At 59.5% G+C, this 12,766-nt stretch carries 11 protein-coding genes; 4 read left to right on the forward strand and 7 right to left on the reverse strand.

All coding sequences use genetic code 11. The features are described 5' to 3' along the window. Positions 1–31: 31 nt before the first annotated feature. The 3 genes from ACYP2A_RS22515 to ACYP2A_RS22525 all read left to right on the forward strand — a co-directional run bounded on the left by ACYP2A_RS22515 (position 32) and on the right by ACYP2A_RS22525 (position 3,346). On the forward strand, positions 32–1,813 hold the full coding sequence (locus ACYP2A_RS22515; protein WP_459748176.1) for an MAC/perforin domain-containing protein: 1,782 nt from the start codon (positions 32–34) through the stop codon (positions 1,811–1,813). Between the two features lie 35 nt (positions 1,814–1,848). Further along, positions 1,849–2,697: a hypothetical protein gene (locus ACYP2A_RS22520; RefSeq protein ID WP_459748177.1), complete on the forward strand. Its 849-nt coding sequence runs from the start codon at positions 1,849–1,851 to the stop codon at positions 2,695–2,697. A 142-nt stretch (positions 2,698–2,839) separates the two neighbouring features. Next, positions 2,840–3,346, forward strand: a complete 507-nt coding sequence (locus tag ACYP2A_RS22525; protein ID WP_459748178.1) for a hypothetical protein — start codon at positions 2,840–2,842, stop codon at positions 3,344–3,346. A gap of 82 nt (positions 3,347–3,428) precedes the next feature. Here the strand turns inward: ACYP2A_RS22525 and ACYP2A_RS22530 are convergent, their stop codons facing one another. Then, the gene (locus ACYP2A_RS22530; RefSeq protein ID WP_459748179.1) at positions 3,429–3,995 is read right to left on the reverse strand and encodes a single-stranded DNA-binding protein; all 567 of its coding nucleotides are present in this window, start codon (positions 3,993–3,995) and stop codon (positions 3,429–3,431) included. Positions 3,996–4,004: 9 nt separating this feature from the next. Then, positions 4,005–5,402 carry an MFS transporter gene (locus tag ACYP2A_RS22535; protein ID WP_459748180.1) on the reverse strand — a complete coding sequence of 466 codons (1,398 nt, stop codon included), beginning with the start codon at positions 5,400–5,402 and terminating at the stop codon, positions 4,005–4,007. Positions 5,403–5,531: 129 nt separating this feature from the next. Between ACYP2A_RS22535 and uvrA the strand changes: the two genes are divergently transcribed. Continuing rightward, the gene (uvrA, locus tag ACYP2A_RS22540) at positions 5,532–8,372 is read left to right on the forward strand and encodes an excinuclease ABC subunit UvrA (RefSeq protein WP_459748181.1); all 2,841 of its coding nucleotides are present in this window, start codon (positions 5,532–5,534) and stop codon (positions 8,370–8,372) included. 61 nt (positions 8,373–8,433) lie between these two features. On the opposite strand, the gene bfr is transcribed toward uvrA, so the two are convergent. From bfr to rpsD, 5 genes are all read right to left on the reverse strand, one after another. Next, the gene (bfr, locus tag ACYP2A_RS22545; RefSeq protein WP_459748182.1) at positions 8,434–8,898 is read right to left on the reverse strand and encodes a bacterioferritin; all 465 of its coding nucleotides are present in this window, start codon (positions 8,896–8,898) and stop codon (positions 8,434–8,436) included. A gap of 154 nt (positions 8,899–9,052) precedes the next feature. Next, positions 9,053–10,501 carry a catalase gene (locus tag ACYP2A_RS22550; RefSeq protein WP_459748183.1) on the reverse strand — a complete coding sequence of 483 codons (1,449 nt, stop codon included), beginning with the start codon at positions 10,499–10,501 and terminating at the stop codon, positions 9,053–9,055. A gap of 177 nt (positions 10,502–10,678) precedes the next feature. Beyond that, positions 10,679–11,065, reverse strand: a complete 387-nt coding sequence (gene rplQ, locus ACYP2A_RS22555) for a 50S ribosomal protein L17 (protein ID WP_056836247.1) — start codon at positions 11,063–11,065, stop codon at positions 10,679–10,681. A 41-nt stretch (positions 11,066–11,106) separates the two neighbouring features. After that, the gene (locus ACYP2A_RS22560) at positions 11,107–12,108 is read right to left on the reverse strand and encodes a DNA-directed RNA polymerase subunit alpha (RefSeq protein ID WP_056836250.1); all 1,002 of its coding nucleotides are present in this window, start codon (positions 12,106–12,108) and stop codon (positions 11,107–11,109) included. Positions 12,109–12,130: 22 nt separating this feature from the next. Next, positions 12,131–12,751: a 30S ribosomal protein S4 gene (gene rpsD, locus ACYP2A_RS22565; protein WP_056836251.1), complete on the reverse strand. Its 621-nt coding sequence runs from the start codon at positions 12,749–12,751 to the stop codon at positions 12,131–12,133. Positions 12,752–12,766: the final 15 nt, after the last annotated feature.

A 12,766-nucleotide genomic window follows, 5' to 3' on the forward strand; every position in this document is an offset into this window, starting at 1 on the left:
AGATCATTTCAAGCGGCAAGCGGAGAGCAGCATGAGCAATCCCCTGATCGGCAGCCTGTCGAATGTAAAAGACATCGGTGGCCTGGACCTGCTGGGGCGCGGCCTGAATCGCCTGGATTGGGCCAACAGCAACAAGGAATGCCAGAAAGTCGGGGACACGGTCAGCGACAGGCGCCTTCTGACCTGGCAGGACAACGCCTATGCGGCAGGCCAACACGTCGATTTCAGCCTGCACCCAGGCGAGGACTGGTTTGTCGTCACGTTTGACTCCATCGAGCATTACGAGCAACACCTGCGTACACACCTGACGGAACCGGGCTGTTATGGGGCTTTTTCTGCCGGTTTTAGCAGCATATTCGGTAAAAGCCCGGAAAGTTTTATCGACCAGAGCGCGGCGGTGTACAGCCATCGGGTGAGCCTGTGGCAATTGTCGCTGCTCGCCAGCCCGCAGACAGCAACCGCCACCTTCAAAGAGCGGCTCAAGCAATTGCCGCACGCATTCGACAGCACCGATCCCAAGCCTTATGTGGATTTTCTGGTGGAGTTTGGCGTCGACATCGTCACGCAAGTGATCGTCGGGGCGGCACTGAATCATGCCTTGATCGTCGACAGCAGCGAGTCGAACAGCCTGCAAGCCCGGGTCAAAGCCGAGTTTGCGACCTTTGTCGCCCCCGGCATCGACGCCTGGCTTGATTCGGCGCCCAAAGAGCCAAAGGTGGTCACACTGGAGACCACGCCGGTGTTCGGTTTTGTCGAGCCCGGCGCTACCCGCGACGCGCTGGAGCAAGCCTGCCGCTGGTACGCCGGTCATGCCGTGCAGATCGATGCGCACTGGCAGGATTCGCACATCATCATGGATCCGCCGGTGCATCGTGATGAAGTGCACGCCAGCAACGAGCCGTGCCTGCGCATCGTGCTGGTCGACGGGCAAACCAGGCAAGCCGTTGAAAGCCACCACCCGGCGCCTGCAGCAACAGCAGAAAACGATACGTTTGAGCGCTATTGGGCCGCAGTCTCCTTATTGCTGGAGCAGAAACAGCGCAGGGGCTACAAACTACTGCTGAGCACCGACCGCTGGCCACGCGACCCGCGTTACTCCCCCTCATGCCGGATGCGTGAAGCACTGCTGCAATACGGCGCACTGCCGCAAACGCTCGAGCAATGGGATCAACTGAGCAGACACATGCAGCCCTGCGCGCTGGCCGGCCTGACCTATGCGCTGGTTGGCAATGACGCCGGGCGGCGTGGCATCGACGGTGTTGCCGCAGGCTTCGGTACGCCCGGCGAGAGTCTCAAGCCGACGGTCAGGATCAGCGCCCGCTTCGCCCATGACTCGTTCGGCAGGCTGAAAGCGATCAAACAGGCCGAGACCGTGGTGGATGCCCAAACCACGCTGTATGCCATTCACAACCAGCGCGGCAACCGCCTGGCACTGGGTTGCGATCCCGAGGACAAGGGCCGTGTCAGTTTGCAGGTGCCCGACAGCAGCGACCGCCGCCAGCACTGGTACATGCCGCAACAGGAACAGCGCTATGAACTCATCCGGCGCCCGACCCTGCTGATCAACTTCGAGACCGGCGCCTGCTTGCAGGGCCAGCGCGACTGCAGCGAAAGCCGGTTGGTGCCGCTAGGGCCACGCCTGCAGGACGATGTGCTGTGGGACCTGCGCGGTGAAGACGAGAACTTCCATTTGCTGATGGTTTATTTCTATCCCGACGCACTGCACCTGGCGCAATGCGGCAGCAACTACGCAGCGGTGCGCGCCTGGCGTCAGGACGGGATGGACTGGACCCGCAAGATTCTTGTGTCCTGAAAGCACTTCTATTTACCCAATCTGGTTCAGCAACGATGACGAATTTCAATACTGTGCTGTTCATCGACGAGGGCGTCGGGCATCCGCTCGCGACCCACTATCAACCGTATCTGTATAACGACCGGGGCCAGGCCAGGCTGCACGCACACCCCACAGGCGAAGAGATCGATCTCAGCCCGCCAGTACCGGACCTGGAGTACGGCACCCATTACAGCGGCATCGCCTGGCGCGAGAAAATCGTGCCGGCGCAACGGGCACCGTACCGCATCAAGGAATTCGATTTTCACGCCAGCGAAGTGCATTACGAGGCGCTGTGGGCCACTCAGAAAACCGCCCAGGCCTTTGGCATGACCCTGCTGCGCAGCGGCGAATGCATTCACTTCCCCTACCCCAACCTGGTCAAGACACGTTGCCGGTACAGTAAATGGGCCGGGCATCAGTCGCCTTATCTGGGCGATACGCGCCTGCTCGAACTGCTGAGCTATAACCCCACCGACCTTGAGTATCACAACTTCGCGCATGTCTTTCTGTCGCAGCATGTCCACCTGCCGCTGGTGATCAGCGTCGCCCGCTGGCGGCCGTTCGTGAATGAAATCAGCCTGGCCGACCTCTGGGTCCGCCCAGGCGATGCCTTGGTGCTGCCGCCTCAGACATTCCCCGATGCCCCGCCGGCGCACGCCCCTTACACGCAAAAACGCCTGAAAGTCGTCAACCTGCACGGCAATCGCAACTCAGCCCTGGCGTGCTGGTTCAGCGATGGCGTCGACAGCCTGCAGACCGAGACCATTCTGGCCAATCACGAGACCATGGCCAGCGAGGCGTGCCGGCCGCATTACCATCAGGAGCAGACGCCGACGCGGCATGAGCGGCCGCAGGATATGTAGGTTGGTGGCGGCTTAGTCGGTGACGTGAGCGGCCTGCTTATGCCATAAGGGTGGCCAGGACGTTTTCTTGAGAGCCATCTGCATGGAACATCAACACCCGCCGGTGTGGGATTGCACGGACGAAATACCCCGGGAAGGATCCTTGGGCACTGTGCTGTATGTCGTGGCGTTGCTGCTGGCCTTGCCGGTCTACGCGCTGGTAGTGATCGTGATTGATCGGTTTTATGCTGAACCCGGCGCGATGAGTGCCTACCTGGATGTTATCGACAGCGCTATGGCCCTGATGGCGATAATGGTCGGTCCAGTATTGGCAGGTTGTTTGCTTTGGTGGCTCGCTGGCGAGCCTGAAGGGATGGGCTTCTGCTTTGACGAGCGCCAGCAACGCTTCACCTTCACCCAGCGCCGTCCTGCCCGGGCGCCTACACAAGGGTCAGTGCCGTACAGCGATATCGATCAAATCATGCCCTGCCAGATGACCGCCTTCTCCGCCATCTCTCATATTGAGGTGAGCTTCAAGGATGCCAATGGCATGCCGGTCTATCTGCGGTTCGGGATACACGTTTCAGAGAAGGACATGGCATTTCATGCAGCGTGGTTGAGAGAGTCATTTAGCGAGAGGATGCATGAGGTGCTGGATCTCGACAAATAAAAAACCCCAGGCGCAGAGCGCCTGGGGTTTTTGGGGAAACGCGTTACAGACAGGGTCTGAAACGTTTCACTCTTATGTAGGCTTAGAACGGAATATCGTCATCGAAGCTGTCGAAATCCGCTGCCGGCTGCGGTGCCGGTTTTGGCGCCGGGCGCGACTGCTGCGGCTGCTGCCCATAAGACTGCTGTGGCGATTGATCGTAAGACTGCTGCGGTGCCTGTTGTGGCGCCGGGCGCGACTGCTGTGGACGAGGCGCGGACTGGTTGTAGTTGTTGCCGCCGCCCTGGCCTTGCTGATCGCCCTGTGGACGGCCGCCCAGCAACTGCATGGTGCCCTGCATGTCGACGATGATTTCGGTGGTGTAGCGCTTGATGCCGTCTTTTTCCCACTCGCGGGTCTGCAGCTTGCCCTCGATGTAGACCTGCGAACCCTTGCGCAGGTATTCGCCAGCGATTTCAGCGACCTTGCCGAACATGGACACGCGGTGCCATTCGGTTTTCTCGACCTTCTGGCCGCTTTGCTTGTCGGTCCACTGCTCGCTGGTTGCCAGACTCAGGTTGGTCACGGCGTTGCCGTTAGGCAGGTAACGGACTTCGGGATCCTGGCCGCATGTACCGACCAATATGACTTTGTTAACCCCACGGGCCATAACGTTCTCCTAGGCTTCGCACGTTTGAGTGGCTGGATTGTTGACCAGCCTTTCGAGCGACGCACGATCCAATAGTTTTGAATCAAGTTTGATATAGATAGCTGCTTCTTCGGCCACGACCACCGCATCGGTCACACCCGGTACGGACTTCAGGCGCTCTGCCAGGCCTGTTTCGCGCTGCGCCTGGGCCGACAACGGCAGGCGCAGGCTGGTCACGTAGGGCGGTTCGCGCATGCTCAGGGCAAAGATCAGCCAGACGCCAGCCATGGCGGCGCAGCCGAGGAACACCACGTCCAGCCCGCCTTGCTGATACAGCCAGCCGCCGAGAATCCCGCCGACCGCCGACCCCAGGAATTGACTGGTGGAGTACACCCCCATCGCCGTGCCCTTGCCGCCCGCCGGTGCCACTTTGCTGATCAGTGATGGCAGCGTGGCTTCCAGCAGGTTGAACGCTGTGAAGAATACCACGCTGCCGATCACCAGAGTCCGCAGCGTGTCGCCAAAAGCCCAGAAGTATATTTCAGAGAGCATCAGCACCGCGACCGCGCCCACCAGTACCCGCTTCATGCGGCGCTTTTTCTCGCCGTAGATGATGAACGGCACCATGGCGAAGAACGACACCAGCAGCGCGGTCAGGTACACCCACCAGTGCTGCTCTTTGGGCAGACCGGCTTTTTCGACCAGCGCCAGCGGCAAGGCGACGAAACTGGACATGAGCATGGCGTGCAGCACGAAGATACCCAGGTCCAGGCGCAGCAGGTCCGGATGACGCAGCGTAGCGCCCAGCGCCTGTTTGGCGACGCCCGACTCGCGGTGCATCAGCGGACCGTTGGACTTGGGCACCACGAAGGCGACGATAACAATGCCCAGCAAGGCCATCACCCCGGTAGCCAGAAACAGCCCCGAGAGGCCGAAGGCACCGGTCAGCAACGGGCCGATGACCATGGCGATGGCGAACGACAGACCGATGGTCATGCCGATCATGGCCATGGCCTTGGTGCGGTGCTGTTCGCGGGTCAGGTCCGAGAGCAGCGCCATGACGGCCGCCGAAATTGCCCCGGCACCTTGCAGGACCCGGCCGAAAATAATGCCTTCGATCGACTGCGCATTGGCGGCCACCAGACTGCCGAGGGCAAAGATCAGCAGCCCCAGGTAGATCACCGGGCGCCGGCCGATACGGTCGGAGATGAAGCCGAGCGGAATCTGCAGGATGGCCTGGGTCAGGCCGTAGGCGCCTATGGCCAGACCGATCAGCGCGGGCGTGGCGCCGGCCAGGTCCATGCCGTAGGTCGACAGGACCGGCAGGACCATGAACATGCCAAGCATACGGAACGCGAACACCAGCGCCAGACCGCCTGCCGCGCGGGTCTCGACACCACTCATGCGTTCGCTATGGGGATCTTGCATGGAAAAACCTCGTGTGAACCGGCGGCGATTCTACCAGTCCCATCGTCATACAGCACACACGCGGCGCTTTGCCGCGTGATGTCATGGAGCCGTATACTCCGTCGTTTATGCCCGCCAAGCGAGGCCGTAGTGGACAAAATCCTGATTCGTGGGGCTCGAACCCACAACCTGAAAAATATCGACCTGACCCTTCCTCGCGACAAGCTGATCGTCATTACCGGACTTTCAGGCTCGGGCAAGTCGTCGCTGGCGTTCGATACCTTATATGCCGAAGGCCAGCGCCGCTATGTCGAGTCGCTGTCGGCCTATGCCCGGCAATTTTTGTCGATGATGGAAAAGCCCGATGTCGATACCATCGAAGGCTTGTCGCCGGCGATTTCCATCGAGCAGAAATCCACCTCGCACAACCCGCGCTCGACGGTCGGCACCATCACCGAGATCTACGACTATCTGCGCCTGTTGTATGCGCGGGTCGGTCAGCCGCGTTGCCCGGATCACGATATCCCGCTTGAGGCGCAGACCGTCAGCCAGATGGTCGATCTGGTGCTGGCGCAACCCGAAGGCCGCCGGCTGATGCTGCTGGCGCCGGTGGTGCGCGAGCGCAAGGGCGAGCACCTGTCGGTGTTCGAAGAACTGCGGGCTCAGGGCTTCGTGCGTGCGCGCATCAACGGCAAGCTGTATGAGCTGGACGAAGTGCCGAAGCTGGATAAACAGAAAAAGCACTCCATCGATGTGGTGGTCGACCGCTTCAAGGTCCGCGCCGATCTGCAGCAGCGTCTGGCCGAGTCGTTCGAGACCGCCTTGCAACTGGCCGACGGCATTGCCTGGGTCGCACCGATGGACGACGAGCCCGGCGAAGAGATGATCTTCTCGGCGCGCTTCGCCTGCCCGATCTGCGGCCATGCGATCAGCGAGCTGGAGCCCAAGCTGTTTTCGTTCAACAACCCGGCCGGCGCCTGCCCGACCTGCGATGGCCTGGGCGTGAAGCAGTTTTTCGACGTCAAGCGCCTGGTCAATGCCGAGTTGACCCTGGCTGAAGGAGCGATACGCGGCTGGGACCGGCGCAACGTGTATTACTTTCAGATGCTGGGCTCGATGTCACAGCATTACGGATTCAGCCTGGAAGTGCCGTTCAAGGAACTGCCAGCGGATATTCAGAAGGTCTTGCTCAGCGGCAGCGGCACGCACAGTGTCGAGTTCCGCTACCTCAACGACCGGGGCGATATCGTCAAGCGTTCGCACCCGTTCGAGGGCATCGTGCCGAATCTGGAGCGGCGCTACCGCGAGACCGAGTCGACCAGTGTCCGCGAAGAACTGGCCAAGCTGCTGAGCACCCAGGCATGCCCGGATTGCCGTGGCACGCGCCTGCGCCGTGAAGCACGGCATGTCTGGGTCGGTGAAAAAACCCTGCCGGCGGTCACCAGCCTGCCGATTGGCGATGCCACCGATTACTTTGCCGGCCTGACGCTGACCGGGCGCCGCGGAGAGATTGCCGCCAAGATCCTCAAGGAAATCTGCGAGCGCTTGCAGTTTCTGGTCAACGTCGGCCTCGATTATCTGACTCTCGATCGCAGTGCCGATACGCTGTCGGGCGGCGAGGCGCAGCGGATTCGTCTGGCCAGCCAGATCGGCGCCGGACTGGTGGGCGTCATGTACATCCTTGATGAGCCATCCATCGGCTTGCACCAGCGTGATAACGACCGCTTGCTGGGGACGCTGAAACACCTGCGCGATATCGGTAACACCGTGATTGTGGTCGAGCACGACGAGGACGCCATTCGCCTGGCCGACTACGTGGTGGATATCGGTCCCGGTGCCGGTGTGCATGGCGGGCAGATCGTGGCCGAGGGCACGCCTGACGAGGTCATGGTGCACCCTGACTCGCTGACCGGCAAGTACCTGTCGGGCCGGGTCAAGATTGCCGTGCCGGCCAAGCGCACGCCGCGCAACAAGAAGCTGTCGCTGACCCTCAAGGGCGCGCGTGGCAACAACCTGCGCAATGTGAACCTGGAAATCCCTATCGGCCTGCTGACCTGCGTGACCGGGGTTTCCGGGTCGGGCAAATCGACACTGATCAATAACACCCTGTTCCCGCTCAGCGCCACGGCCCTTAACGGCGCCACGACGCTGGAAGCCTCGGCGCATGACAGCATCAACGGCTTGCAGCACCTGGACAAGGTGGTGGACATCGACCAGAGTCCGATCGGTCGCACACCACGTTCCAACCCGGCGACCTATACCGGCTTGTTCACTCCGATCCGCGAGTTGTTTTCCGGGGTGCCGGAGTCGCGTTCGCGCGGTTATGGTCCAGGGCGTTTCTCGTTCAACGTCAAGGGTGGACGCTGCGAAGCGTGCCAGGGCGATGGGCTGATCAAGGTCGAGATGCACTTCTTGCCGGACATCTATGTGCCGTGCGACGTGTGCAAGAGCAAGCGTTACAACCGCGAGACGCTGGAGATCAAGTACAAGGGCAAGAACATCCACGAGGTGCTGGAAATGACCATCGAGGATGCCCGCGAGTTCTTCGAGGCGGTGCCGGCGCTGGCGCGCAAGCTGCAAACGCTGGTCGATGTCGGGCTTTCGTACATCAAGCTGGGGCAGTCGGCGACCACGCTGTCGGGTGGTGAGGCACAGCGGGTCAAGCTGTCGCGTGAGCTGTCCAAGCGTGACACCGGCAAGACCCTGTACATCCTCGACGAGCCGACTACCGGCCTGCACTTTGCCGACATCCAGCAACTGCTCGACGTGCTGCATCGTCTGCGCGACCACGGCAACACCGTGGTGGTGATCGAGCACAATCTGGATGTGATCAAGACGGCAGACTGGCTGGTGGATCTGGGTCCGGAAGGCGGTTCACGCGGTGGGCAGATCATTGCGGTCGGCACGCCTGAGCAGGTGGCCGAAATGGAGCAGTCATATACCGGGCATTACCTGAAACCGCTGCTGGAGCGCGATCGGGATAGAGGATAGCTGCAAGTTTCAAGCTGCAAGCAAAAGCAGACAGTGCCCGCTTTAGCTTGCAGCTTGCAGCTTAGAACTGCGACTGCAGGTAGTTCTGCAGGCCGATGGACTTGATCAGGCCCATCTGCTGTTCCAGCCAGTAGGTGTGATCTTCTTCGGTGTCGGCCAGTTGGGCACGCAGGATGTCGCGGCTGATGTAGTCGCCATGTTGCTCGCACAGGGCGATGCCTTTGCACAGCGCGGCGCGGACCTTGTATTCCAGGCGCAGGTCGCTGGCGAGCATCTCCGGCACGGTAGTGCCGACGTCCAGGTCATCCGGGCGCATGCGTGGAGTGCCTTCGAGCATCAGAATACGGCGGATCAACGCATCGGCGTGTTGGCCTTCTTCTTCCATTTCATGGTTGATGCGCTCGTAGAGCTTGGCGAAACCCCAGTCTTCATACATGCGCGAATGGATGAAATATTGGTCGCGGGCGGCGAGCTCGCCTGTGAGCAACGTGTTGAGATAATCGATTACGTCTGGGTGGCCTTGCATCGCCGTCCATCTCCTGCTGAAAGGCTGTATTTTGAACCAAGGCGTGCCCAAGGTCACGACCGTTGACGCAATAATTCGATAAAAAGCAGCGAAAATCGGGCATCCAGATGCGAAAAACCGCCCAAATGCGGGCGGTTCTGTTTATCACTACGACTTAGCTCAAGGTTACGCCCAGCGCTTTGGCAACGCCTTCACCGTAAGCGGCATCAGCCTTGTAAAAGTGCTGCAATTGACGCTGCACCACATCGCTGCTGACACCGGCCATGGCACCGGCAATGTTGTTGATCAACAGGGCCTTCTGGTCGCCGCTCATCAGGTTGAACAACTTGCCGGCATGGCTGTAGTAGTCAGTGTCTTCACGGTGATCGTGACGATCGGCCGTGCCACTGAGCGCCAGTGCCGGTTCGGCGTAGCGAGGTGCTTGCTTGGGCGCGTCGCTGTAGCTGTTAGGCTCGTAGTTGGGCGCGGCACCACCGTTGGTGCCCAGGGCCATCGCGCCATCACGCTGGTAGGTGTGCACAGGGCTTTGCGAGGCGTTGATTGGCAGGTGCTGGTGGTTGGTGCCTACACGGTAGCGATGCGCATCGGCATAGGCGAATACACGGCCTTGCAGCATGCGGTCTGGCGACAGGCCAACACCTGGCACCATGTTGCTCGGGCCGAACGCCGCTTGCTCGACTTCGGCAAAGTAGTTGAGCGGGTTGCGGTTGAGTTCCAGTTCGCCCACTTCGATCAGCGGAAATTCTTTCTGCGACCAGGTCTTGGTCACATCGAAAGGGTTCTCGTAGTGATTGGCGGCCTGCTCTTCAGTCATGATCTGAATGCACACCTGCCATTTCGGGAAGTCGCCGCGCTCAATGGCGCCGAACAGGTCACGCTGAGCGTAATCAGGATCAGTACCGGCGATACGTGCAGCTTCTGCTGGCGGCAGGTTCTTGATGCCTTGCCTGGTCTTGTAGTGCCACTTGACCCAATGACGCTCACCGGCCTCGTTGATCAGGCTGTAGGTGTGGCTGCCGAAGCCATGCATGTGCCGATAGCCGTCGGGGATGCCACGGTCGGAGAACAGGATGGTGACTTGGTGCAATGCTTCAGGCGAGTGCGACCAGAAGTCCCACATCATCTGGGCACTTTTCAGGTTGCTTTGCGGCAGACGCTTCTGGGTGTGGATAAAGTCAGGGAATTTCAGCGGATCGCGAATGAAGAACACCGGCGTGTTGTTGCCGACGATGTCCCAATTGCCTTCTTCGGTGTAGAACTTGATGGCGAAACCACGTGGGTCGCGCTCGGTGTCTGCCGAGCCACGCTCGCCACCCACGGTCGAGAAGCGCAGAAAAATCGGCGTCTGTTTGCCAACCGACCCGAACAGCTTCGCGTAGCTGTATTGAGTGATGTCGCGGGTGACCGTGAAGGTGCCGTGGGCACCTGAACCCTTGGCGTGTACACGACGCTCAGGGATGTTCTCGCGGTTGAAATGGGCGAGCTTCTCGATCAGGTGAAAATCTTCAAGCAACAAGGGACCACGAGGGCCTGCCGAGCGGGAGTTCTGGTTGTCGGCAACGGGAGCGCCACTGGCGGTTGTAAGCGTTCTGCTCTGGCTCATCTAATTATCTTCCTCAGGCTTGGTGCAGCCGGCTAATGGCTTGAGGGGGAGTATTATCCAGAATCTTTACAACCGTAAATTGATTGATTGTTAAACGTTGATAGGAATTGCCAATGCAAACGCCAGACAACAAAAAACCGGGCGCAAGGCCCGGTTTCTTGTGATCAGACTGACGTCTTATTCAGCAGCTTCTACAGCGCCGCCGACAGGACGATCAACCAGCTCGACGTACGCCATTGGCGCGTTGTCGCCAGCGCGGAAACCGCACTTCAGGATGCGCAGGTAGCCGCCCTGACGGGTGGCGTAGCGCTTGCCCAGATCGTTGAACAGTTTGCCAACCATTTCTTTCGAACGAGTACGGTCGAAAGCCAAACGGCGGTTAGCAACGCTGTCTACCTTGGCCAGGGTGATCAGCGGCTCGGCAACGCGGCGCAGTTCCTTGGCTTTCGGCAGGGTAGTCTTGATCAGCTCGTGCTCGAACAGCGACACCGCCATGTTCTGGAACATGGCTTTGCGGTGGGAGCTGGTGCGGCTCAGGTGACGTCCACTTTTACGATGACGCATGGTTCATTCCTTACCAAACTCTCGTTCGGTGATTACGACGATCAGGCCGTGGCCTTGTCGTCCTTCTTAAGACTTGCCGGCGGCCAGTTGTCGAGGCGCATGCCGAGTGACAGACCACGGGAGGCCAATACGTCCTTGATCTCGGTCAGGGACTTCTTGCCCAGGTTCGGAGTTTTCAACAGCTCTACTTCGGTGCGCTGAATCAGGTCGCCGATGTAGTAGATGTTCTCCGCCTTCAGGCAGTTGGCCGAACGTACAGTCAGTTCCAAATCGTCAACCGGACGAAGCAGGATCGGATCGATCTCGTCTTCCTGTTCGACTACCACTGGCTCACTGTCACCTTTGAGGTCGACGAACGCAGCCAACTGCTGTTGCAGAATGGTTGCAGCGCGGCGAATAGCCTCTTCAGGATCCAGAGTACCGTTGGTTTCCAGATCAATAACCAGTTTGTCCAGGTTGGTGCGCTGCTCGACACGGGCGTTTTCCACCACGTAGGCGATACGACGTACCGGGCTGAACGAAGAGTCAAGCTGCAAGCGACCAATGCTGCGGCTTTCGTCTTCATCGCTTTGACGCGAGTCTGCTGGCTCATAACCACGACCACGAGCTACGGTGAGCTTCATGTTCAGGACGCCATTGGACGCCAGGTTAGCGATTACGTGATCGGGGTTGACGATCTCGACATCGTGATCCAGCTGAATATCGGCAGCGGTAACCACCCCCGAACCCTTTTTAGACAAGGTCAGCGTAACTTCGTCTCGACCGTGCAGCTTGATAGCCAGGCCCTTGAGGTTCAACAGGATTTCAATGACATCTTCCTGTACACCTTCGATCGCGCTGTACTCGTGGAGTACACCGTCGATCTCGGCCTCGACTACTGCACAGCCGGGCATGGAGGACAACAGAATGCGACGCAGCGCGTTGCCCAGGGTGTGGCCGAAGCCACGCTCGAGAGGCTCGAGCGTGATTTTGGCGCGGGTTGGACTGACAACCTGCACATCAATATGGCGGGGTGTCAGGAACTCATTTACCGAACTCTGCATGGATGCACCTATTTTCTAGCCCTTACTTGGAGTAGAGCTCGACAATCAGGCTTTCGTTGATGTCGGCGGATAGATCACTGCGAGCAGGAACGCTTTTGAAAACGCCCGATTTCTTCTCAGTGTCTACGTCTACCCATTCTACGCGGCCACGTTGGGCACACAGATCCAGAGCCTGGACAATACGCAGTTGGTTCTTAGCTTTTTCACGCACAGCAACGACGTCGCCAGCACGTACCTGATACGACGGTACGTTAACGGTCTGACCGTTTACGCTGATGGACTTGTGCGAAACCAGTTGACGGGATTCGGCACGCGTCGAGCCGAAGCCCATGCGATATACGACGTTGTCCAGACGGCATTCGAGCAGTTGCAGCAGGTTCTCACCGGTTGCACCTTTCTTGCTCGCGGCTTGCTTGTAGTAGCCGCTGAACTGACGCTCGAGAACACCGTAGATACGACGTACTTTTTGCTTTTCACGCAGCTGGGTGCCGTAATCGGACTGACGACCGCGGCGCTGACCGTGGATGCCTGGAGCTGCTTCGATGTTGCACTTGGACTCGAGTGCGCGAACACCGCTCTTCAGAAAAAGATCGGTGCCTTCACGGCGAGCAAGTTTGCATTTTGGACCAATGTAACGAGCCATTTCTTACAGTCTCCT

This window comes from Pseudomonas sp. 3A(2025) (genome assembly GCF_054589175.1).

Bases quoted from the DNA above. Each gene is read 5' to 3' on its own strand.
- ACYP2A_RS22535 (WP_459748180.1), bottom strand. From the start codon at position 5,402: ATGCAAGATCCCCATAGCGAACGCATGAGTGGTGTCGAGACCCGCGCG.
- rpsD (WP_056836251.1), bottom strand. From the start codon at position 12,751: ATGGCTCGTTACATTGGTCCAAAATGCAAACTTGCTCGCCGTGAAGGC.
- bfr (WP_459748182.1), bottom strand. From the start codon at position 8,898: ATGCAAGGCCACCCAGACGTAATCGATTATCTCAACACGTTGCTCACA.
- ACYP2A_RS22520 (WP_459748177.1), top strand. From the start codon at position 1,849: ATGACGAATTTCAATACTGTGCTGTTCATCGACGAGGGCGTCGGGCAT.
- ACYP2A_RS22515 (WP_459748176.1), top strand. From the start codon at position 32: ATGAGCAATCCCCTGATCGGCAGCCTGTCGAATGTAAAAGACATCGGT.
- ACYP2A_RS22550 (WP_459748183.1), bottom strand. From the start codon at position 10,501: ATGAGCCAGAGCAGAACGCTTACAACCGCCAGTGGCGCTCCCGTTGCC.
- ACYP2A_RS22530 (WP_459748179.1), bottom strand. From the start codon at position 3,995: ATGGCCCGTGGGGTTAACAAAGTCATATTGGTCGGTACATGCGGCCAG.
- rplQ (WP_056836247.1), bottom strand. From the start codon at position 11,065: ATGCGTCATCGTAAAAGTGGACGTCACCTGAGCCGCACCAGCTCCCAC.
- ACYP2A_RS22560 (WP_056836250.1), bottom strand. From the start codon at position 12,108: ATGCAGAGTTCGGTAAATGAGTTCCTGACACCCCGCCATATTGATGTG.